The organism is Nitrobacter winogradskyi Nb-255, assembly GCF_000012725.1.
GTDB lineage: Bacteria > Pseudomonadota > Alphaproteobacteria > Rhizobiales > Xanthobacteraceae > Nitrobacter > Nitrobacter winogradskyi.
This window is the reverse complement of sequence record NC_007406.1, coordinates 1387084-1408034: the sequence shown is the minus strand read 5'-3', so window position 1 is coordinate 1408034 and position 20951 is coordinate 1387084. Positions and strand designations below refer to the sequence as shown.

The following is a 20951-nucleotide window of genomic DNA, read 5'->3' as shown; positions in this document are numbered from 1 at the left end:
CTGGCGAAGATCCCGTTTGAACCTTTCCCGCGGTACGCTGACCCAAAAAGGGCTGGGGGATTGCATTACCCAGTCTATGCACAACGTCACCGGGCGATCATATTCCGCTCAGGTGACGTTGTTGTTTGGAGCGCTGGTCACGCCTGAAGGCAACAAGCTCCGAACGACGGAAAAGCGGATAACCGGCTAAGGCCGATAGATGGCCCCTTGGCGTCAACAATCGACGTCAACGTCGTGTCATTGGCGGGGGAAAACGCGCGGCGTCAGGGCTGTCTGCTTTTGGAACTGGTCTTGGACTGGCTCGCGTTTCGAACGCCTCCCCAGGGATCGTCGACCACCGCCGCATCGGGAATCTTTCGCAGCGACTCCTTGTAAGCTTTTTCAAGGGCCTTCTGTCTCTCAATCTGCTCCGGCGTTTTTCCAGGCCCGTCAGCCATCATGTTGAATTGCGGCGCCTGGGCGAAAGCCGGACCCGACACCACGGCCGCCATGAGCATGGATGCGCATAGAATTTTCATCAGAACTCCTCCCCACAATGGACAGCATAAACGCGCGATCCTCTTGGTTTCAAGCGGCTCGCCGCTCGAAAGCGCCCTGAGGTTCCGAGACGCCGCCCGGCACCCATGGCTCGAGCGCATCATCACCGTTTGCTGTGAGGACGAGGAAGGGAAGCGGGACCAGCGCCCGGCCCCGATCGGAGATGTCCGGATATGTGCTCAGTATCGGCCCGTCGAGCCGCCCATTCCTCCCCCCCGCCCGGAACCGCCGTACCCGCCGCCACGCCCGAATCCTCCACCAAACCCGCCGATGCCGATGGAGGGTATCGGCAAGGGCATCGGCACGACGCTGGGTGGCGGAGGCGGCGGCGGCACATCATCAGCATAATAAGCGGGCCGACGCTGGCCCCGGCGCGGGGGCGTATCTTCGTTCCGCGAACGATCCTGCTTTGCCTGCTTCTTCCTGGGCGTTTCGGCTTTCTTCTTCTGCGGCTCCCGCGGCGGCGTGCTGCAGGGACAGGTCGGGCCGGCCGCGGCCGCGGCAACCGCCACACCCGGATTATCGGGCCGGTTGCGCAGACGCTCCTCCAGCTTGCGCGCCGTCGGCGTCAGGTCGCTATCGGAATATTCGGCAAGGAAGGCCCGGTATCCGGCCGCCGTATTGGTGAGGACCGCCCTGTTCCAGGCCTGCATCCGGCGCTGGCGATCGAGCCACTGCCGCGCCTCCAGATCGAACGGCGAGTCCGCATACAGCCCGACGAACGCTTCATAGGCCTGACCGCTGCCGTCGCTGACGATCAGTTCGTGCGCCTGCTCGGCGGTCTTGCCTTTCAATTCACGGCGCCACTCCGCGACCGTACGCTTGACTGTGGAACCGGCAGGCGGCGTCGCGCCTGTTTCGGCCGATCCGGGGAAAAAATGGAAACTATCCGTCAGCGAGGAACTTTCCCACGGAGTCTGGCGGCCATTCGTGGCCTTGTTGACCTCCAGCCGGACACGCTTGAACGCTTCCTCGATCGAAAGTCCCGGCTGCCGGCCGGCGGTCAACAGCGCCGCCGTATAAGGGCTGTCCGTGCCCGCACCGTCCTCCGCCTCGGCTCCCGGCGAGGTGGAGAAAGACAGGAACGTGCCGGGAGCGGCCACCTTGGCATCGACGATGGCGAGGCCGTGCCCGACCGTCTTGTTGATGGCGGGGAACGGGTTATTGCGGCACGCATCCAGCAGAACGATGCGCATCCGGCTCGGAACCGACGTCAGCGTGTTCATGATGTCGTTGAGGCGAATCGCCTGGAGCGGAATATCGGCCTCGCGCTTCGGATCGAGATCGACCGGAACCAGGAAGTTCTCGCCGTCGACCTGCAAGCCGTGGCCGGCATAGAAAACCAGCGCGATGGTGTCAGGCCCCTTCTCCGCGATCCTTGCCGCGAACTCACCCACCTTCTCCCGCATTTCGGTCTGCGACAGGTCGGAGGCCGTCAGCACATCGAAACCGGCGTCGCCAAGCATCTGCGTCATGGCTTTGGCGTCATTGCCGGGATTTGGCAGGGGCGTCACCGCGCGATAGGCCGACTGGCCGATCACCAGCGCCAGTCGGTTCTCGGCGGCGGCCGGATGCGCGGTCAGCACGATCGCGGCGACCACCCCGAGAACGATCGAGCGAATCATCGAAAATGTCATGGGAGGCTCCGCGTAACGTCCTTGTTCGACGGTTGTCGGCCTGCGCGGCGCGACGGTTCATCATCCGTGCAAATTTCACATGCAGGGCCCGCGCCGTAATATCGCCGGTCGGACCGAACCATATCTTTTCTACTGCTCAGGCGGGTCCGGATCATACTGGCATATGCCGGTGGCGGCCGTAAAATGATCATATCGCCCGACAGCAGGTCTGAACCTGCCGCAAACCGCTCGTCAGGTTGGTAATGCGCCGCAAGTCCCCCCCGACGATATTGAACCTGTTGCCCGCTGCCGGCGGCATACAGAGTGAACGTAGAATTAATCCCGAGACAAAAATCGGAGGTCGGAACCAACGTTATCTTCGAATATTTCGACTATCGTCTGTCGCCAACAAGGAAGGGCAGCGGCATGCGCGGCCTCGCCTCGCCGTCTATCGCATGGGAAACTGGGGACATGGTCGATATTGCCAATACGGCTCCGGCTCGTCGTTCGCTGATGAATGAGTTCGTAGCCTCGCCGCCGCGCACGCTACACCGAGCGGCCGCCCTTGCATCGCTCGATCCCGACCAGTGGCGATCGCTCGCCGACCGTGCCGTCGAGCCGAACGGCTACTATCTCGCTGATTGGGAGCTGGCGCTGGACGCCACGGCGCGCGGCCGGACCCATGCGTCGGCGCTGACGGCGCGTTCCGATTTTTCATCCGGCGAAACTGGCGCGGAAACTCTCATCGGCCTGATCCCGGCTATCTCCGCCTGGAGGGCCTACCGGATTCCGCTTCCCCTTCTGGTCAGCGCCGACCCTTACGGCACGCTTTGCACGCCGCTGCTCGACCGCGACCGCACGGATCAGGCCGCGGCCACGCTGCTGCGCGAGGCGCGCGCCCTCGGCCAACGCGCGCTGATCCTCCGCAACGTCACGCTCGACGGCGCCGCCGTGAAAGCCTTTACGGCGGCCCTCGAACCCGACGGCCTCCAGCCGCACAGGCTGCATGGACACGCGCGCGCCTGCCTCGACGCCACTCGCGACCCGGAAGAACTGCTGCGCGAGGCGCTGGGCGCCAAGAAGCTCAAGGAATTGCGACGCCAGCGCAATCGTCTTGCCGAGCATGGCGAGGTGTCGTTCCAGGTCGCACGCGCGGCCGCCGAGGTCGCGACGGCGCTTGAAACCTTCCTCGCGCTGGAGGCCAGCGGCTGGAAGGCGCAGCGGGGGACCGCATTGATCCAGCATGACGGCGATGCAGCTTTCATCCGCCGCGCCGCGCCGGCGCTCGCCGAGCGAGGCCAGTGTGAAATCGTGACCCTGCGCGCCGGTCCGACGCCCGTGGCGGCGGCGATCGTGCTGCGCCACCAAGATCGCGCGTTTTATTTCAAGCTCGGCGTTGATGAGCGTTTCGCGAAGTTTTCACCCGGCGTACAGTTGACGCTTGATCTCACGCGCCATCTCTGCGCCGACCCCGCGATCACAATGGCGGATTCCACCGCGGATCCGGGTCATCCGATGATCGATCCGATCTGGCGCGGACGGCTTGTGATCGGCGACGTGCTGATCCCGCTTCGCCGCCGTGATCCCGTCGTTTCGCTCGCAAGAGCGGCGATCACGCTGCGCAAGCTGGTGCGCGAACCCATGCGCCGCGCCGTCCATATCCTCCGCGAACGTCAGGAGAAGAAAGCATGAACGCCTCCGAACCCGGGTCGGTCATTACCGCGGCCAATGACGCACTTCGACGCGACTTTCCGCTCAAGCCGTTCGCGATCCGACACGGGCTTGCCGGGCATCCCTTGTTGACGCTGCCGCGCATCGCGCAACTGGCGGCCGAGTTGCCGCGCGATCTGATCGAGTACAATTCCGGCAAGGTCGCAATCAGCCAGGACCCCGATGCGATCCCGACGGTCGATCTCGATCCGGTGGAGGTGGTGAAGCGGATCGAAACGGCGGGCGCGTGGATGGTGCTGAAACGCGTGGAGAACGCTCCGGAGTATCGCCGCCTGATCGAGGACGCACTGCTGTCGGTCGCGCGCGCGCGCGGCTTCGAGAGCTTGCGCGACGCCGGGTTTGAACAGATCGAGGGCTTTCTGTTCGTCTCATCACCGAACTCGACGACGCCGTTCCATCTCGACAGCGAGGACAATTTCTTCGTCCAGATCCACGGCGAAAAGTTCTTCACGATCTACGACAACAGGGACCGCCGACTCGTAGCGGAAGACGAGATCGAGCGTTCGATGACGAAACATCGCAACCTGAAATTTGACGAGAGTTTCGCGCCGCGGGGCACCGAATTCCACATGTTCGGCGGCGACGGATGCTTCGTGCCTTACCAGTGGCCACACTGGGTTCGTACCGCCGGATCGCACTCGATCTCGATGGCCATTACCTGGAAGACGCGCGAGGTCCGCCGCGCCAACGACCTTCACTTCTTTAACTCGATGCTGCGCGGTCTCGGCTGGCCGCAGAAACCGCCGGGCGCGCAGCCCGCATTCGATGCGGTGAAACTCGCGTTCTATCGAACGGGAACGACGGCTGTCCGGCCGCTGCGAGCCTCGATGACGATGCGACGAATCCTGCGCCGCATCGCGCTCGGCAAGCGGGCGAATTATTATCTGAAGGATGCGTAGAGCACTTTCCAGTGAAACGGATGACCTCTTCGCCGCAAGAACCGCGAGCGGAAAATTAAGTTCTGAAGCACGCTTCGATGCAAGCTGATCGGATCATGCTCCAAGTCACATCCTGAAAGCGGAGCCGGTTTGCGGGCGAGATCACGCACCTGACCTCCCTGTCATAGCGCCGGCTGTTCATGATAGGGTTCGTCTGTCGCACCCCGCACGAGGCTGTCGATTGCCGGGCATTTCACTTTACACGCTGTCGGTCTGGGTGCTGCCGCTGGTGATCGCGATCACCTTTCACGAAGCGGCGCATGGATTCGTCGCCTACCGGCTCGGCGACAATACCGCCTGGAATCTCGGCCGCGTCAGCTTCAACCCGCTCAGGCACATCGATGCCTTCGGCACGGTGATATTGCCGGGCATTTTGCTGCTGTCGCACGCCCCGTTCCTGTTCGGCTACGCAAAGCCGGTTCCGGTGAACTTCCGAAACCTGAACCATCCCCGCATCGACATGGTCTGGGTGGCGCTTGCCGGTCCCGCCACCAACATTCTGCTGGCCCTCCTCGCGGCGTCGGCATTTCACGGGCTTGGCTTTATTCCCGGCAACAGCGCGCAATGGGTGGCCGACAACCTGAAGAACGCGTTGATCATCAACGTCATCCTTGCGGTGTTCAACATGCTGCCGATCCCGCCGCTGGACGGCGGACGGGTTGCCGTCGGCCTGTTGCCGAGCGTGCTGGCGGCCCCGCTTTCCCGTCTGGAACCGTATGGGCTGCTGATCCTGATCGGGGGTCTCCTGCTGCTTCCGATGCTTGGCCGCCAGCTCGATCTCAACCTTGACGTGATCTCCACCATCGTGAAAACAGTTACCGGTTATGTGATACAGTTTCTTTTGCTGGTCACCGGCAATATATAATTAATGAGCGTTGCAAGAGGCGTAGTCAGTTGATCAAAGCTCAGGACAAGATGATTGCAAGACGTGCCGACACCAAGGCACGCGCCGACTTCGCCACCTGGAAGATGATGGTGAAACTGAATGGCGCTTCGTCACTTCCCACTGAGGCCCTGACGTTCCTGGCGAGCTACAAGAGCCTTGCCGAAACGATGGCGGAGACGGAGGCCAGCGAAGCGACCATCGAACTGATTTACAAGAGTTATTACGTGGACATGGGCGGCACCGGAACGGCGCCCGATGTCAAGTCGATGCCGAAGGAGCCGATCGTCGATACCAGCAATGTGATGGCCTTCAAACGGCCCGCTCCGCAACCAGCGCCTTCGGTCAATTCCGCGCCAGGCGCACGACCGCGCCTGCCGGTTGCGCTGATCTTCATCTGTCTGGTGCTGATTTACGTCGGTATCCGGTACTTTCTCCTGCAATGATAGCGGGCGTGCATCGCTATCCCGCCGGCCGTGAAAACGACGCTACGCTTGCTTCCCTCACCCTTTACCTTTGACCCTGAAGACGACGGGGAGCGTGAAGCTGAGGCCCTCGTCGGCGATGAGGGGGGGCGGTGGCGGGACGGGGTCTGAGCGGCGCAGCATGGCGAGCGCGGCCTGGTCGAAGATCGGATCGCCCGATCCGTTCACGATCGTGGCCGACACGACATGGCCCATGCGGTCGAGCTCGAAGTTGACGAGGATCTCGGCGTTCTTCTGGCTCCGGTCGGGCGGATAGCGCTTGTGCTTGTCGAGATGCGCCACCAGCTCCTTCTGCCAGGTGGCGCGGATGCGGCGCGCGCTGGCGCCGGTGCCCTGCTGCGGCGCCACCGACCGCTCCGATTCCTGCGCCTGTTCGACGCTCGGCATCGCGGTCGCCTCGGCCGCCGCCGATTCCTGCGAGGCCTGCGTCTGCTTCGCCGCCTTCTCGGTGGCGTCATCGAACGGCTTCCGCGACTCGTTCTCGGTGACGATGCGGTCCGGATCAGCGCTCTCCGTCGGCGTATCCTTCGGCAGATCGGTTTCCTCCTCGACCGCCTTCTGCTCGGCCAGCGCGGGCGAGGCCATCGACGCGTCGGTGTCCGGTCCGGGCGGAAGGTCGGTCACCTCGCGATGCGGCGAGGACAGGTCGAGCCCGATCTCGATCGCCGGCGCGCCGAGATCCTCGGCCGCCTCATCCGTGTCCAGGTGAGCCAGCGCCAGCGCCACGCAGCCGAGATGGATCGCAAGCGCGGCGGCGGCGGCGGAAAGCCAGAGCCGGCCGGACGGTGGCTGTTCGACAATCTCAGGCATCTCAACGCCCCGCCGTGTTCGCCGCCGGAACCGACCGGGCGTCGGGAACGCCCTCCAGCGCCACCAGCTTGATCTTCGCGTAGCCGCCGGTACGCAGGATCTCCAGCACGTCCATCAGGTCGCCATAGGGCACCGCGCGATCGGCGCGCAGAAAGATGAAGCTCTCCTTCGTCATGTTCGGCGTGGTCTCCAGCGTCCGCACCAGGTCGACCCGCTTGACCAGCGTCTCGCCGATCGCCACCGCGAGATCGGCCTTGATGCTGACATAGGTCGGCTTGTCCGGCTTCTTCTGCGGCGTCGCGCTCGATGTCGGCAGGTTGACCGGAAGATCGACGGTCGACAGCGGCGCGGCCACCATGAAGATGATCAGAAGAACCAGGATCACGTCGATGAACGGCGTGACGTTGATCTCGTGGGCTTCGCCGTACTCCTCGTCGTCGTCGAAGCCGCCTTCCGCGATCGATGCGCCCATCGGCCTACTCCGCCGCGCGCGAGGTGAGGGAACCGTGGGTGCGGTCCAGATCGCGCGACAGCAGCCGGCCGGCCGCTCCCGAGGCGCGCCCGACCAGTTCGGTGTAGCCCCGCGTCACGCGCGCGAAGTAGTTGTAGATGATGACCGCCGGAATGGCGGCGACAAGGCCGAGCGCGGTCGCGAGCAGCGCCTCGGCGATGCCGGGCGCCACCACCGCGAGGTTGGTGGTCTGCGACTTCGAAATCCCGATGAAGCTGTTCATGATGCCCCACACGGTGCCGAACAGGCCGACGAACGGCGACGTCGCGCCGATGGTGGCGAGCAGCCCCATGCCGAGCCGGATGCGGCGCGATTCCGCGCGGACGATCTCGGCGAAGCTCGACGCCGCGCGCTCCTTGATGCCGGCGTCGCTGGAAATGCCGGCCGAAAGCCGCGCCTCGTGCATCGCCGAGGCCAGCAGCGAGGCCAGCACGCCCTCCCGCGCGCCGAGCGCCATCTGCGCTTCCGCCAGCGAGCGCGCGTCGCCGATCTTGTTCAGCGCCGCCCGCAGCGCGCGCCGCGCCAGCGACAGCTCCGCCAGCTTCGCGATGCAGATCGTCCACGTCACCAGCGACGCAAACGCAAGACCGATCATCACCAGCTGAACGACAATATCCGCCGACATGAACATCGACCACGGAGATAACTCGTGAGGCGAAGCGGTGTCGGGATTCAGCAGGTTGACGCCGGCGGTGCCGGCTGGAGACGGAGTGGCGGCGGTAGCAGGTTCCGACGCATTGGAGATCGGCGGCGCTTGAACCGGCGGTGCCGGCGCGGAAACGGCCGGCGTCTGCGCGGATGGCGCGGTCGGATGCGCAACGCTTTGTTGCGAGCCGTTCTGTTGCGCGATCGCGGATGAAACAAGCGACCCCATGATCAACGCGGCGGCGAGTGAAATCGTCCTCAGTGACGTTCTAAACATCAACGCGTTCACCCCGGCCTAATGAAAACAAGATCGTAATGCTGGTTAACCATTCCAGGATCATCAGCCGGTCTCATGATGTCAGCCGAAGCATCCGATGGAGAGTCCTAATTGAAAAAGCAGCCTGCTTGAACGGGTGCCCCTAACATGCCCCGCAGCCGGAAATAAAGATGGAACCCGGCCCCCCCGCATCACGAGATTCCCCGCGAGGCAGCATGCGCCCTTCCGTTCGCTATCGTGAAGTTCGGGAACACTCCAGATACGCCTCTCCCGGCCCGCAAAGCCTGAGACCCCGTTCGATCAACATTTCTTATCTTATTAAACGTCTCATCCCGTGGAATCCCTCAAGCTGTCCGATCTCCGGCGCGCATCGACAGCCGGCACAGGACTCGCGCATCCGTAACGACGCCTTCAAAGACCCTCGGCAGGACAAGCGACCGCCCTCCTAAAGCTTTCCGATTGTTCAGGACTTCAAGGGATGGTGTGTTTACAGAGGATATGCGCGCATATACCACGGCCCCGCGCCCTTTTTCGAAGTTTTGAAGTCTTTGTCCAGGCACGAGCCCTCATGCCCCGATCGCGAGTCCCCGGTTGGACACTCCTTGGCGCGGCGATCGCCGTCGTGGCCAGCTACGCGCTGTGGCACGGCGGGGGAAAGCACAACGGGCCGTCCCGCGACGCAGCACAGGCTCCGCCGGTTCCGGTCAAGATCGCCACCGTACGCAAAGGTGACTTTCCGATCTACCTGACCGGACTTGGAACCGTGCAGGGATTCAATACCGTCGTGGTCCGCACGCGTGTCGATGGCCAGATCGAGCGGATCGCCTTCAAGGAGGGGCAGTTGGTCGAGAAAGGCGACCTGCTCGCCCATATCGATCGGCGACCGTATCAGGCCGCGCTCGACCAGGCCAAGGCCAAGAAAGCGCAGGATGAAGCCAATCTGGCCAACGCCGAACTCGACCTGCAACGCTATACCAAGCTCGGCGAATTCGCGACGCGGAAGCAAACCGACACCCAGCGATCGATGGTGAAGCAGTTGACCGCGCAGATCGCCGCGGACGAGGCCGCGATTGTCAATGCACAGACCCAACTGGACTATACCAGCATCCGCGCGCCGATCGCGGGCGTCACCGGTTTTCGTCTTGTCGACCGCGGCAACATCGTCAATGCCTCAACCCAGACCGGCATCGTCACCATCGCGCAAATCGAGCCGATCGCCGTGATCTTCACCGCGCCGGAAAACCAGCTGCCGCAAATCAAGGACGCCATCACGGCCGGTTCGCCGAAGACGATCGCGTATTCCCCCGACGGCAAGCGGATGCTTTCCGAGGGAACGCTGATGCTGATCAACAATCAGGTCGACACCGCGAGCGGGACCATCCGCCTCAAGGCGGTTTTCGAGAACAAGGATCACGTCCTGTGGCCGGGCCAATCGGTTTCGACCCGTCTGCTGGTATCAACCGCGAAGGATGCCGTCGTGGTTCCCGATGACGCGATCAAGCATGGAACCGACGGTCTCTATGCCTACGTCGTCAACAAGGACAACAAGGCTGAGTTTCGCAGGATCACGGTCGGCAAGTCGATCGACGGCGAAACCATCATCGAGAAAGGGATCGCTCCGGGAGAACGCGTCATTGTCGCCGGACAGTACCGTGTTCAACCGGGATCGGTCGTGACCGAGACCATCGCGAGCTCCGGGTCATCGGACGACTAGACGTTCGCTTTCCTGTCTCAGCGGGTTCGTCAAACGAACTTTTGAACCCGAACCACACGAGATTCATAGAGTGCTAGCGTTCTTTTCGAATCCGAAGTTCGCGAGAGAAAGTCCTGCAAATGAACCGTAATCCGGATTCGGGATCCTAGGATGAACGACAGCCTATCCGCGCCGTTTATTCGCTATCCCATCGGAACATCGCTGCTGATGGCGGGTATCCTGTTCATCGGCCTGGTGGCGTTCCCGCTGCTTCCGGTGGCGCCGCTGCCCCAGGTCGATTTCCCCACCATCCAGGTCCAGGCGAACCTGCCGGGCGCGAGCCCTGAAACCATGGCGTCGTCGGTGGCGCAGCCGCTCGAGCGGCAAATGGCCCAGATACCCGGCGTCGCGCAGATGACGTCAACCAGTTCGATCGGGTCGACCTCGATCACGGTGCAGTTCGACCTCAACCGAAACATCGACGGGGCCGCCAACGACATCCAGCGCGCCATCAACGCCGCCGGCGGCCAGCTACCGAAAAACCTCCCGAGCCCGCCGACCTACCGCAAGGTCAATCCCGCCGACTCTCCCATCATGCTGCTCTCGGCGACGTCGGATACCCTGCCCCTGACGACGGTGAGCGACAACACCGACACTCAGCTCGCGCAGCAGATCAGCCAGATTTCAGGCGTCGGCCAGGTTATTATCGGCGGCCAGCAGAAACCCTCCATTCGGATCCAGATCGATCCGGCCAAGCTCGTGGCCAAGGGTCTGTCGCTCGAGGATGTCCGCAACCAGATATCCGTGACCACGGTGAACAGTCCGAAAGGCAGCATCGACGGCGGCACGCGCAGCTACACCATCTACGCCAACGATCAACTGACCCTGTCGAAGGACTGGGGCGACGTCATCATCGCCTACCGTAACGGCGCCCCGCTTCGAATCCGCGACATCGGACAGGCGGTGACGGGCCCGGAGGACAACAAGCAGGCCGCGTGGGCCAACGGGAAACGCGGCGTATTCCTGATCATTTTCAAGCAACCCGGCGCCAATGTCATCGACACCGTCGACCGGATCAAAGCGGAGTTGCCCAGACTGATCGCGGCGATCCCGCCGGCGATCAAGATCGACCTCATCAGCGACCGCACCACCACCATCCGCGCGGCGGTGGAGGACGTGCAGTTCACGCTGCTGATCACCGTCGTGCTCGTCGTCCTGGTGATCTTCCTGTTCCTGCGCAATTTCTGGGCGACGATCATCCCGAGCGTGACGGTGCCGCTCGCCCTGCTCGGGGCCTGCGCGCTGATGTGGCCGTTCGACTATTCGCTCAACAACCTGTCGCTGATGGCGCTTACGATCTCGGTCGGCTTTGTCGTCGATGACGCCATCGTCGTGCTGGAGAACATCAGCCGCCACGTCGAAAAGGGGGAAGAGCCGATGGCGGCGGCGCTGAAAGGCGCGCGCGAAATCGGATTCACGATCCTGTCGATCAGCATTTCGCTGGTCGCCGTGCTGATTCCGCTGCTGCTGATGGGCGGCATCATCGGACGCCTGTTCCGGGAGTTCGCGGTCACGCTGGCGATGGCGATCCTCGTGTCGCTCGTCGTATCGCTGACGCTGACGCCGATGATGGCGTCGCGCTTCCTGCGCCGGCATGACAGCGTTCGGCACGGCCGCCTCTACCGGCTCAGCGAGCGCGGTTTCGACGCCATGCTCGACGCCTACCGCCGCGGCCTTGATCTCGTGCTGCGCTGGCGGCGGACCACGCTTCTGGTGTTCTTCATGACGCTGGGTTTGTCGGTCTACCTGTTCGTCATTATCCCGAAGGGGTTTTTTCCGCAGCAGGACAACGGCATGATTCTCGGCACCTCCGAGGCCGCGCAGGACATCTCCTTTGCTGAAATGAAGAAGAAGCAGGAGGAGCTCGGCCGCATCGTTCTGGCTGATCCCGCCGTGCACAGCATCGCCATGTTCATCGGCGGCGGCGGCAGCGCCCTCAACAACGGCCGCATGTATGTCACGCTGAAGCCGCTCGCGGAGCGCGACGCGTCCGCACAGCAGGTGATCGCGCGGCTGCGGCCAAAGCTCGACCAGGTGGAAGGCGCGCGGCAGTTTCTTCAGGCGTCGCAAGACGTCCGGCTCGGCGGACGCGCCACCCGCACCCAGTTCGAGTACACGCTTCAGGATGCCGATCTCGACGAGTTGAATACCTGGGCGCCGAAGGTGCTGAAGAAGATGCAGGCGCTGCCCGAACTCCGGGACGTTGCCACCGACCAGCAGACCGGCGGCACCACGCTGACGCTGACGATCGACCGCGACGCGGCGTCCCGTTACGGCATCTCGCCTCAGCTGATCTCCGACACGCTCTATGATTCCTTCGGTCAGCGGCAGGTCGCGCAGTACTTCACGCAACTCAACACCTACCGCGTCATCCTTGAGATTCTACCCGAACTGCAGGGCAGGCTCGACACGCTGGACAGAATCTACCTCAAGTCACCGCTCACCGGCGAGCAGGTTCCGCTTTCGGTTTTCGCCAGCTGGACGACAGTGCCGGTGCAGCCGCTGTCGATCAGTCATCAGGGCCAGTTCCCGGCCATCACCATCAGCTTCAATCTCGCGGAGAATGCATCGCTCGGCGACGCCACGGCCGCCGTTCATAACGCCATGCGCGAACTCGGCGCGCCGGGGACCCTCAACGGCAGCTTTCAGGGAACGGCGCAGGCGTTTCAGCAATCGCTCGGCACGGTGCCGCTTCTGATCCTCGCCGCGCTCGTCGTTGTCTACCTGATCCTCGGCATTCTCTACGAGAGCTACATCCACCCGATCACGATCCTGTCGACGCTGCCGTCGGCCGGCGTCGGGGCGCTGGCGACCCTGATGCTGTTCGGTTACGACTTCAGCCTGATCGCGCTGATCGGCATCATCCTGCTGATCGGCATCGTCAAGAAGAACGGCATCATGATGGTCGACTTCGCGATCGCGGCCGAGCGCGAGGAGCATCTCCCACCGGAAGAATCCATCCGCAAAGCCGCCCTGCTCCGCTTCCGGCCCATCATGATGACGACCATGGCGGCGATGCTTGGCGGCGTGCCGCTGATGCTGGGCACCGGAGCCGGATCGGAGATTCGTCAGCCGCTCGGCTATGCGATGGTCGGCGGGCTTCTGGTCAGCCAGGCCTTGACGCTTTTCACCACGCCGGTCGTCTACCTCTACCTCGACCAGTTATCCAACTGGCTGTCCGGTTCGGGCCGCCCCGGTGACCGCAACCTTTCGAGCCACGCCTTGATCAAGGAAGCGGCTGAATAGCGCCGGCTCCAGCGGCAACCATGCACGGAAAATGGCGTCTTTGCGCCATGGCAAAACATACATTGGAACTAGATGTATTCTCGGCCTGTCGAAATCAACAAGGGAGATCGACGTGCCAACTGAAACAATCTTAGTGACCGCTTTCGTTGCTGGCGTCATCGCCATATTCTCGCTGGCTATAGCCTATGGGCAGCGTCAAACGGCAGCTTACCACCGTGAGCACCCGCAAAAGTAAGTTCGCCCGGATGCATCGCACATGATGCCAACACAGTAGAGATAGGACGGCGACCACAGCGTTTTCGAGCGAAGCATGTGATCTGGCTTTGACCCGAGGATGGATACTCGGTCGCGTGAAGAAAACGCGACATATCAAACTCATGGAGCGCCCGCTTCTGATCCAGCCAGAAGCGAAAGTCCTCCAGGGTTTTCTATCGGCCGCCGTCCGAATTCAGATCAAAGTCAGCGGATTGCGAAAGTTGCCGCGAGGCGTCAGCGATCCGGACAGACAACTCCCCCGCCTCATTCAAATAAGCCATTTGTTCAACGGCTTATTGCAATCCCGAAAACTGAAAACTCAAGCGGACCACCAGCTTCTCGCGGCCGCGGAATGCTATCCTGAATTGCTCAGGAGGCAGCCGCACAGCCCTGTGTGGGCGCCAAGCTACCGATTCTGCTATGAATTATCGAGATGGCTGCCGTTTCTGAATACGTATCGAACCATGTGCATCGCGCCGGAGCCCGGTTTCAAGCGCATGCTTGAGGATATCTGCGAACTTCGGCTTGCCGCCTGACGGCTTTTCGATCACCGTTTAGTGGATGGTTGACGATTTTGCCGAATCGGATGTATAGTGACAGCTAAACAGGAAACGGAGATAGGAGCCATGACCAGCGGGAGGGAGAAGTTCGGGGCGTTCATCCGCCGCGAGCGCGAGGCGCGGGAGATCGGCCTGCGCGAGATGGCCAAGAAGATCGGGGTGAGCCCGACCTATATGTCGAAGGTCGAGCGCGACGAGTTCACGCCGCCGACCGAGGACAAGGTTCGGGCGATCGCGCAAATTCTCGAATGCGATCCGGACGAATTGCTGGCGATGGCGGGGCGCGTGCCTTCCGACCTTGCTGACATCATCAAGCGGCAGCCCGTCGAAATGTCGGCGCTGCTGCGAACTGCCAACGGCCTGAGCGCCGACGACCTGGCCCGGCTCTCTCGGGAGGCAGGAAAGGCCAAGGGCAACTGAAGCCACCGGGGCATGGCCCCGCTGATGCAGATGAAGGATGACCGATGAGCCGTTTTGTTCCCTATCTTGCCGAAGAGGCTATCGAGCGCGACGCTGCTTCCCTGATCGGAGAGTATGAGCGTGCACGGGGCGTAATGATCGAGCCGCCAGTCCCCGTCGAGGACATCGTGGAAAAGTACCTCAAGCTGCGGATCGAGTTTGACGACATGCACGCTCGTCACAATATCCCGCGACCTCCGAACGGCCAGCCCGACATTCTTGGCGCGATCTATGGTGACGGCAGCATCTTCATCGACGAAAGCCTCGACCCCGAGGAAAATCCGACGCGGGAGGGCCGCTATCGCTTCACCCTGGCCCATGAGGGCGGCGGGCACTGGCGGTTGCATCAACACCTCATCGTGCAGAATACAGCGCAGGCGTCCTTCCTCGATGCCGCGAGCGAACCCAAGTTCATCTGCCGGTCGAGCGAGGCAAAGGAGCGGGTGGAATGGCAGGCCGATTTCTACGCCTCCTGCCTGCTGATGCCGCGCAAGATGGTCTTTGCCATGTGGGACGACTTGTTTCCTGACCGGAAACAGCGCGTACTCCAGCCGGAAAAGCCAATCGCGCACGCCTTCGTCGAGGTTCCGCGCATTCATGCTTCTGTCGGCGACTTCGACATCTCCGAAACGGAGGACGAGGCGCTGGAACGGTTCTGCAAGCCTCTGGCCGAGCGCTTCGTCGTATCCCCCATCGCCATGCGTATCCGGCTGGAGAAGCTCGGCTTGCTTCATCGTGTGGTGCCGCTCCAGCAGCTTCTGTCCGGCAGGTGAACCGCCCCTTTTTTTGAGGAGAATGTAAAGTGTCAAGTGGACAGGCGAAATGCGACGCATCGGTGCAGGACAACGGGTTCGAGACCCGAGACTTCTATCTCGCCTGCTTTTTGCGCTGCACCGGTTACGAACTTCTCGATCTGCGTGCCGAGGGAAGGCGCAAGGTCTTCGTTTTTCGCGACCGGCCGTCACGGCGCGATGACGTGCTGTCGTTCTACGGCGACGGGGCGATGGTGCCGCCTCTCGCGTTCTCCACCACCGTCAAGGACATGAAGGCGCTGTTGCACAATGCTTGAAAGAACTCCCTTTCCCGACACCGGCCCTCAATTGCGCCAGGCGCTCGATCAGATTGACCAGATCGTTCTGGACGGTCTGCGCCATGGCCACTTCCGATGCACGATTTCCAGCGGGATCGGCAAGAACAACCGCCGCGACCTCGTAATCGAGGCCGGGAAATCCCACAAGTTCACGATTCCCATGGACGAACTGCCGCGCTGACGCGCACGCAAACTGGCGATCCCTGCGATTGGGACGCCGAACATGCAAATGACGATACGATCCAGCGTCATCGGTGCGAGTCCGAGGCCGGAGATCAGGGGCACGGAGCGGCGAGAAGCCGACTGTGAGATCTTCGGTGAATGCAGCGAACGACAATCTCAATGACGAACTGATCGGACAGACTCGCAAGGTCTGGCAGCCGCGCCTCGGGCGCGACCTGAGCCGCGACGAGGCGAAGCAGGTCGCCGCCAGCGTAACCGGCTTCTTTGCCATCCTGGCCGAGTGGTCGCGGGCCAATATGCCCAAACCCGCCAATGATGACAGTGACGTGGCCACCTGTGACGACGAGGGGGCGCACGATGACTGCTGAGATTATCGCCAGGGCGCTCGGTGGTCGCAAGGTCGGTCAATGCTGGACGGCGCGCTGCCCGGCCCATGACGACCGCGTGCCCAGCCTCTCCATCCGTGATGACGGTGGCAAGGTGCTGGTGCGCTGTCATGCCGGGTGCGAACAACGCGACGTAATCGCAATCTTGAAGGAACGGGGGCTGTGGGACGGCAGGCAGCCTTCGACCGTCCGGAAATCACACCGTCGCATGGTGCTGCCGCAGCGTCCCGATCCGCACCAGGCGGAACGGAGTGCATACGCGCTTTCGATCTGGCAGTCCGCGCTTCCCGCCGATGGCACGCCGGTCGAAGTCTATCTCGCTTCGCGCGGTCTGACCTGCTCGCTCCCGCCATCATTGCGTTTTCATGTGGGCCTGAAGCATCCATCGGGCGGCATCTTTCCCTGCATGGTCGCGCTGGTGACGCGGGGCGCCGACGCTATGCCAATGGCCATCCACCGCACGTTCCTCGCTCGCGAAGGCCGTGGCAAGGCACAGGTCGAACCCACGAAGATGATGCTCGGCCCGTGTCAGGGGGGCGCCGTTCGCCTCGGCGATCCCGGCGAAATCCTGATGATCGGCGAAGGCATCGAGACCTGCCTCGCGGCCATGCAGGCGACCGGACATCCGGTCTGGGCGGCGTTGTCCACCTCCGGGCTGCGGGCACTCGACCTGCCAGGCAGCGTGCGCGACGTGATCGTTCTGGCCGATGGCGACGATCCCGGCGAAGCCGCAGCACGCGCCTGCGCCTCGCGGTGGATGCGGCAGGGGCGGCGGGCGCGCATCGCTCGGCCTCCCCGTGGTCTGGATTTCAACGATGTATTGCTCGGCCGCGTGTCCGACATCGAGGGGGGCAGGCAATGAGAAGCGAGATTGACGGGGAAGACCTGAATCCTATCGTCGATGCCATCGACGCGGCTGAAGAAATCAGCGATCCGCTTGACGGTCTGGTCGAGAAATCCGCCGAAGACCCCGGCGCGGCATTCGCGCCCGAGGTTCTTGAACGGCTGGTCGCCCTCAAGGCGGAGGATCGCGCGGCTTTCGAAGCCTTGCGCGCGAAACTCAAGAAAGCCGGATGCCGGGTGACGGCGCTGGACGAGGCCATGGCCGAAGAAACCGGCGATGGCGGGCGCGGCCCGACGCAGGCTGACATACTGATCGACCTCGCAGGCGGGGCGGAGCTGTTCCATTCGGCGGATGGCACGGCTTTCGCCGACATCATGATCAACGATCATCGTGAAACCTGGCCGGTGCGCACGAAAGGCTTCCGGCGCTGGCTGGCCCGGCAATTCTTCGAGCAGACCGGCGGCGCGCCAAGTTCGGAGGCGTTGCAATCGGCGCTCAACGTTATCGAGGCAAAGGCGCACTTCGACGGGCCGGAACGTGTTGTATTCATCCGCGTAGGCGGCCAGGATGAGCGGCTTTACCTCGATCTTGGAGACGAGGCTTGGCGCGCCGTCGAGATCGACGCTACCGGCTGGCGCGTGGTCAATGATCCGCCGGTGCGTTTCCGCCGCGCGGCCGGCATGCAGCCCCTGGCCGTCCCGATGCTCGGTGGATCGGTCGAAACGTTACGTGCCTTTCTGAACGTCCAGTCCGATCAGGATTTTGTCTTGGTGGTCGCCTGGGCGCTCGCGGTGTTGCGCAACAAGGGGCCCTATCCGGCGCTTGTGCTGTCGGGTGAGCAGGGTTCGGCGAAATCCACCTTCTCGGCAATCCTGCGGGCGCTGCTCGATCCCAACACCGCACCGCTGCGCGCCCTGCCGCGCGAAGACCGCGACCTGTTCATCGCCGCGAGCAACGGCCATGTGCTCGCCTTCGACAACGTGTCTGGCCTGCCCGCATGGATTTCCGATACGCTCTGCCGGCTGGCCACCGGGGGCGGTTTTGCGGTGCGCCAGCTTTACACCGACCAGGATGAGGTGCTGTTTGACGCCGCGCGCCCGGTGATCCTCAACGGCATCGAGGACATCGTGACCCGGCCCGACCTTGCCGACCGTGCGGTGTTCCTGACGCTGGAGCCGATCCCCGAGAAGCGCCGCCGCCCGGAGCAGGAATTATGGGCGGCGTTCGAGGCTGAACGTCCCCGCCTCCTCGGCGTCCTGCTCGATGCGGTGGTGGAGGGTCTGAAAAGGCTTCCCGACACTCACCTGCCCAAGCTGCCGCGCATGGCAGATTTCGCGCTGTGGGCTTCGGCCTGCGAAACCGCGCTCTGGCCCTCGGGCACATTCTGGTCGGCCTATTGCGGCAACCGTGATGAGGCGGTGGACGGCGTGATCGACGCTGATCCGGTTGCTGCTGCGGTGCGCGCCGTGATGACTGAGCGGACGGAGTGGACGGGAACCGCCTCGGACCTTCTAGGCGCCCTTGCCGAGATGGCGGGCGAGCGCGTCGCCAAATCCAAGACCTGGCCGGACAGTCCACGCGCGCTTTCGGGACGGTTGCGCCGCGCCGCCACCTTCCTGCGCAAGATCGGCATCGACATCGGTTTCGAGCGCGAAGGGCGGGCGCGGACGCGAACCATCCGCATCACCACGGCCGGCAAACCCGCCTCGCCGGAAATCCGAGGGGCGCAACCGTCCGCATCGTCCGCATCGTCCGCCGATCGGCCGAAGGACAGTTCCGGCAATGGCTTCGCCTCGCCGGGTTTGCGGACGGTCGGCGAGTTCGCGGACGGTTCAGCGGGCGAGCCTGGCGCTACCGTCCGCGCCAACATGTTGAAATCGAACGCTGAGGCCGATGCGGACGGTGCGGACGCAAGCCGCCCGCCTCAATCCGCACCGGAAAATACGGGCTGGAGGGTGCGGCTATGAGCGCTGTCCAAGCCCTCAAGGCCGCGCGCGATGCCGGCGTTCGGATCGGCGTCGATGGCGATGCCCTCATGCTCGACGCCGCCGCCGCGCCGCCGCCCGCCGTGCTCGAACTTCTGGCGCTTCACAAGGCGGGCGTGGTCGCGCTGCAGCGCACGGGTAGCGACGGCTGGTCGGGCGAGGACTGGCGAGCCTTGTTCGACGAGCGGGCGGGCATTGCCGAGTTCGACAGCGGCTTGCCACGCGATCAAGCCGAGGCCCGCGCCTTCGCCTGTTGCATCGCCGAATGGCTCAACCGCAATGCGGTGCGCTCGCCACCCGGCCGCTGCCTCGGCTGCGGTGGACGCGACTACGCGCACGACGCCCTGCTGCCGTTCGGCACGGACCAGACCGGTCATGCCTGGCTGCATTCGCGCTGCTGGGACGCCTGGCGCGCTGGCCGGAAGGCGGAAGCGATCGCCGCCCTTTCAGCCTTTGGAATCTCGATGAGGACATCGCCATGAGCACCAGAAAACCCGCCACCCACGCGCCGAAAACCGTACTCGCCGACGATCCCGACGATCGCAAGGGCCGGCTGAAGACCATCGGCGGATCGCAGTCCGACCACTGGAACAACACGCTGGCCAATCAGGCGGTGCAGGCACTGTGGGTAAAGAACTCGGATGACCAGGAGCGGGACCGCCAGCTGAGTGCCACCGTCGCCGGGTTGACCGGCATCGGCCCGAAGGATGAGCTGGAAGGCATGATGGCGGTACAGTTGGTCGCCGCCCACAACGCCGCGATGGAATGCTACCGTCGCGCCATGATCGGCGAGCAGACATTCGAGGGCCGGCGCGAGAACCTCAACCAGGCGAACAAGCTGTCCCGCACATGGGCGACGTTGCTCGACGCATTGAACAAGCATCGCGGCAAGGGCCAGCAGAAGGTGACCGTCGAGCATGTCCATGTTCACGCGGGTGGCCAGGCCGTTGTCGGAACTATCGAGCGACCGGGGGGTGGGGATCGAACAGAAACGGAGGAACAACCCCATGCAAAGCAGATTGCCGGCCAGATTGCCCATGCACCTGAGCCCACGTTGCCATGCCCGGACGCGGGCCGGGACGCCGTGCCAGTCGCCCGCGATGGCGAACGGACGCTGCCGGATGCACGGCGGCAAGGCGCCAGGCGCGGCCAGAGGCAATAGCAATGCCCTCAAGCATGGCCGCTACACCGCCGACGCCATCGCCGAGCGGCGGGAGCTGGCTGCACTCCTCCAATCCATTCGAGGCATCATCGAGGAGGTGGATGGATAGCGCGTCGGCTCACGCGCGCCCCTCCCGGTTCCTCCTGGCGGATTCCATATGCGGGGAAGCCGGGCGCATCGTTGGCGCAGCGTGGCAGCGGAGATTGCCTAAACTCAACACATGCCCGATGAAATTCACGGGTCCTTCCTGGCGAAAATCCTATGCTGGCGGGCGAAGCGCGGCACGCCGCCAGCGACTGGATTCCTTTTTGGGAATCCACCGGAATCCGGAATCCATTGTGTTTTGGGCCATATTGGCCAATATGAGCGGCGGGAATAACGGGGAGTCGCATGCAGACCCTGAGCGCGAAAGACGCGAAGTACGGCTTCGGGCGATTGATCGACCTGGCTCGCGCCGATCCTGTTGCTGTCGCCAAGCATGGGCGCCCCGTCGTCGTCGTCATGGCGATCGAGGAGTATCAGCGCTTGAAAGCGCTGGATGCGTGCGAGAAGCCGCCGGCGAAAGAGGAGCAGGGATGAGCGGGAACGAGGCAGG

22 protein-coding genes and 1 pseudogene are annotated in these 20951 nt (G+C 63.4%); 18 read left to right on the top strand and 5 right to left on the bottom strand.

Annotation, left to right across the window (positions count from 1 at the left end; all coding sequences use genetic code 11):
• Window positions 1-263 precede the first annotated feature (263 nt).
• Complete coding sequence (locus NWI_RS06595; RefSeq protein ID WP_244374996.1) at window positions 264-491, bottom strand: hypothetical protein; 228 nt, start codon at window positions 489-491, stop codon at window positions 264-266.
• Window positions 492-716: 225 nt separating this feature from the next.
• Window positions 717-2174 (bottom strand): caspase family protein, encoded by a 1458-nt coding sequence (locus NWI_RS06590; RefSeq protein ID WP_011314563.1) that lies wholly within the window; start codon window positions 2172-2174, stop codon window positions 717-719.
• A gap of 450 nt (window positions 2175-2624) precedes the next feature.
• On the opposite strand from NWI_RS06590, the gene NWI_RS06585 reads away from it, so the two are divergent.
• The 4 genes from NWI_RS06585 to NWI_RS06570 all read left to right on the top strand — a co-directional run bounded on the left by NWI_RS06585 (window position 2625) and on the right by NWI_RS06570 (window position 6151).
• The gene (locus NWI_RS06585; protein WP_011314562.1) at window positions 2625-3845 is read left to right on the top strand and encodes a GNAT family N-acetyltransferase; all 1221 of its coding nucleotides are present in this window, start codon (window positions 2625-2627) and stop codon (window positions 3843-3845) included.
• Entirely contained in the window at window positions 3842-4783 is a 942-nt protein-coding gene (locus NWI_RS06580) for a cupin-like domain-containing protein (protein ID WP_011314561.1), read from the top strand. The genes NWI_RS06585 and NWI_RS06580 overlap by 4 nt, the downstream gene beginning before the upstream one ends.
• A gap of 220 nt (window positions 4784-5003) precedes the next feature.
• The gene (locus NWI_RS06575) at window positions 5004-5687 is read left to right on the top strand and encodes a site-2 protease family protein (RefSeq protein ID WP_011314560.1); all 684 of its coding nucleotides are present in this window, start codon (window positions 5004-5006) and stop codon (window positions 5685-5687) included.
• 50 nt (window positions 5688-5737) lie between these two features.
• Complete coding sequence (locus tag NWI_RS06570) at window positions 5738-6151, top strand: hypothetical protein (RefSeq protein WP_011314559.1); 414 nt, start codon at window positions 5738-5740, stop codon at window positions 6149-6151.
• A 57-nt stretch (window positions 6152-6208) separates the two neighbouring features.
• Here NWI_RS06570 and NWI_RS06565 read toward each other — a convergent pair whose 3' ends face one another.
• The 3 genes from NWI_RS06565 to exbB are packed head-to-tail and all read right to left on the bottom strand — an operon-like array spanning window position 6209 to window position 8433.
• A complete protein-coding gene (locus NWI_RS06565; RefSeq protein ID WP_011314558.1) occupies window positions 6209-7000 on the bottom strand; it encodes a TonB family protein in 792 nt (263 codons plus the stop codon).
• A 1-nt stretch (window position 7001) separates the two neighbouring features.
• A complete protein-coding gene (exbD, locus tag NWI_RS06560) occupies window positions 7002-7472 on the bottom strand; it encodes a TonB system transport protein ExbD (protein ID WP_011314557.1) in 471 nt (156 codons plus the stop codon).
• Between the two features lie 4 nt (window positions 7473-7476).
• On the bottom strand, window positions 7477-8433 hold the full coding sequence (gene exbB / locus NWI_RS06555) for a tonB-system energizer ExbB (protein WP_011314556.1): 957 nt from the start codon (window positions 8431-8433) through the stop codon (window positions 7477-7479).
• A 568-nt stretch (window positions 8434-9001) separates the two neighbouring features.
• On the opposite strand from exbB, the gene NWI_RS06550 reads away from it, so the two are divergent.
• From NWI_RS06550 to NWI_RS06495, 14 genes and pseudogenes are all read left to right on the top strand, one after another.
• A complete protein-coding gene (locus NWI_RS06550; RefSeq protein ID WP_041344874.1) occupies window positions 9002-10147 on the top strand; it encodes an efflux RND transporter periplasmic adaptor subunit in 1146 nt (381 codons plus the stop codon).
• A 150-nt stretch (window positions 10148-10297) separates the two neighbouring features.
• Window positions 10298-13432 carry a multidrug efflux RND transporter permease subunit gene (locus NWI_RS06545; RefSeq protein ID WP_011314554.1) on the top strand — a complete coding sequence of 1045 codons (3135 nt, stop codon included), beginning with the start codon at window positions 10298-10300 and terminating at the stop codon, window positions 13430-13432.
• Window positions 13433-13782: 350 nt separating this feature from the next.
• Window positions 13783-14223 (top strand): hypothetical protein, encoded by a 441-nt coding sequence (locus NWI_RS06540; RefSeq protein ID WP_011314553.1) that lies wholly within the window; start codon window positions 13783-13785, stop codon window positions 14221-14223.
• 90 nt (window positions 14224-14313) lie between these two features.
• Complete coding sequence (locus tag NWI_RS06535) at window positions 14314-14667, top strand: helix-turn-helix domain-containing protein (RefSeq protein ID WP_011314552.1); 354 nt, start codon at window positions 14314-14316, stop codon at window positions 14665-14667.
• A 44-nt stretch (window positions 14668-14711) separates the two neighbouring features.
• Entirely contained in the window at window positions 14712-15479 is a 768-nt protein-coding gene (locus tag NWI_RS06530) for an ImmA/IrrE family metallo-endopeptidase (protein WP_011314551.1), read from the top strand.
• Between the two features lie 29 nt (window positions 15480-15508).
• The gene (locus NWI_RS06525) at window positions 15509-15775 is read left to right on the top strand and encodes a DUF5659 domain-containing protein (RefSeq protein WP_011314550.1); all 267 of its coding nucleotides are present in this window, start codon (window positions 15509-15511) and stop codon (window positions 15773-15775) included.
• Entirely contained in the window at window positions 15768-15977 is a 210-nt protein-coding gene (locus NWI_RS17545; protein ID WP_148203794.1) for a hypothetical protein, read from the top strand. The genes NWI_RS06525 and NWI_RS17545 overlap by 8 nt, the downstream gene beginning before the upstream one ends.
• A 136-nt stretch (window positions 15978-16113) precedes the next feature.
• The gene (locus NWI_RS06520) at window positions 16114-16347 is read left to right on the top strand and encodes a hypothetical protein (RefSeq protein ID WP_011314549.1); all 234 of its coding nucleotides are present in this window, start codon (window positions 16114-16116) and stop codon (window positions 16345-16347) included.
• Complete coding sequence (locus NWI_RS06515; protein ID WP_011314548.1) at window positions 16337-17227, top strand: DUF7146 domain-containing protein; 891 nt, start codon at window positions 16337-16339, stop codon at window positions 17225-17227. The genes NWI_RS06520 and NWI_RS06515 overlap by 11 nt, the downstream gene beginning before the upstream one ends.
• A complete protein-coding gene (locus tag NWI_RS06510) occupies window positions 17224-19176 on the top strand; it encodes a hypothetical protein (RefSeq protein ID WP_011314547.1) in 1953 nt (650 codons plus the stop codon). Before NWI_RS06515 ends, NWI_RS06510 begins: the two co-directional genes overlap by 4 nt.
• Window positions 19173-19676 carry a hypothetical protein gene (locus tag NWI_RS06505; protein ID WP_041344872.1) on the top strand — a complete coding sequence of 168 codons (504 nt, stop codon included), beginning with the start codon at window positions 19173-19175 and terminating at the stop codon, window positions 19674-19676. Before NWI_RS06510 ends, NWI_RS06505 begins: the two co-directional genes overlap by 4 nt.
• Entirely contained in the window at window positions 19673-20356 is a 684-nt protein-coding gene (locus NWI_RS06500) for a hypothetical protein (RefSeq protein WP_041344871.1), read from the top strand. The genes NWI_RS06505 and NWI_RS06500 overlap by 4 nt, the downstream gene beginning before the upstream one ends.
• Window positions 20292-20465: pseudogene (locus NWI_RS18460) on the top strand (HGGxSTG domain-containing protein); the annotation flags it as partial. The gene NWI_RS06500 and the pseudogene NWI_RS18460, both read left to right, overlap by 65 nt.
• Window positions 20466-20746: 281 nt before the next feature.
• A complete protein-coding gene (locus NWI_RS06495) occupies window positions 20747-20935 on the top strand; it encodes a type II toxin-antitoxin system Phd/YefM family antitoxin (RefSeq protein ID WP_041344870.1) in 189 nt (62 codons plus the stop codon).
• Window positions 20936-20951: the final 16 nt, after the last annotated feature.

Bases quoted from the DNA above. Each gene is read 5' to 3' on its own strand.
- NWI_RS06580 (WP_011314561.1), top strand. From the start codon at position 3,842: ATGAACGCCTCCGAACCCGGGTCGGTCATTACCGCGGCCAATGACGCA.
- NWI_RS06585 (WP_011314562.1), top strand. From the start codon at position 2,625: ATGGTCGATATTGCCAATACGGCTCCGGCTCGTCGTTCGCTGATGAAT.
- NWI_RS06550 (WP_041344874.1), top strand. From the start codon at position 9,002: ATGCCCCGATCGCGAGTCCCCGGTTGGACACTCCTTGGCGCGGCGATC.
- exbB (WP_011314556.1), bottom strand. From the start codon at position 8,433: ATGTTTAGAACGTCACTGAGGACGATTTCACTCGCCGCCGCGTTGATC.
- NWI_RS06510 (WP_011314547.1), top strand. From the start codon at position 17,224: ATGAGAAGCGAGATTGACGGGGAAGACCTGAATCCTATCGTCGATGCC.
- NWI_RS06500 (WP_041344871.1), top strand. From the start codon at position 19,673: ATGAGCACCAGAAAACCCGCCACCCACGCGCCGAAAACCGTACTCGCC.
- NWI_RS06545 (WP_011314554.1), top strand. From the start codon at position 10,298: ATGAACGACAGCCTATCCGCGCCGTTTATTCGCTATCCCATCGGAACA.
- NWI_RS06535 (WP_011314552.1), top strand. From the start codon at position 14,314: ATGACCAGCGGGAGGGAGAAGTTCGGGGCGTTCATCCGCCGCGAGCGC.
- NWI_RS06495 (WP_041344870.1), top strand. From the start codon at position 20,747: ATGCAGACCCTGAGCGCGAAAGACGCGAAGTACGGCTTCGGGCGATTG.
- NWI_RS06505 (WP_041344872.1), top strand. From the start codon at position 19,173: ATGAGCGCTGTCCAAGCCCTCAAGGCCGCGCGCGATGCCGGCGTTCGG.
- NWI_RS06595 (WP_244374996.1), bottom strand. From the start codon at position 491: ATGGCGGCCGTGGTGTCGGGTCCGGCTTTCGCCCAGGCGCCGCAATTC.
- NWI_RS06530 (WP_011314551.1), top strand. From the start codon at position 14,712: ATGAGCCGTTTTGTTCCCTATCTTGCCGAAGAGGCTATCGAGCGCGAC.
- NWI_RS06570 (WP_011314559.1), top strand. From the start codon at position 5,738: ATGATTGCAAGACGTGCCGACACCAAGGCACGCGCCGACTTCGCCACC.
- NWI_RS06590 (WP_011314563.1), bottom strand. From the start codon at position 2,174: ATGACATTTTCGATGATTCGCTCGATCGTTCTCGGGGTGGTCGCCGCG.
- NWI_RS17545 (WP_148203794.1), top strand. From the start codon at position 15,768: ATGCTTGAAAGAACTCCCTTTCCCGACACCGGCCCTCAATTGCGCCAG.
- NWI_RS06565 (WP_011314558.1), bottom strand. From the start codon at position 7,000: ATGCCTGAGATTGTCGAACAGCCACCGTCCGGCCGGCTCTGGCTTTCC.
- exbD (WP_011314557.1), bottom strand. From the start codon at position 7,472: ATGGGCGCATCGATCGCGGAAGGCGGCTTCGACGACGACGAGGAGTAC.
- NWI_RS06515 (WP_011314548.1), top strand. From the start codon at position 16,337: ATGACTGCTGAGATTATCGCCAGGGCGCTCGGTGGTCGCAAGGTCGGT.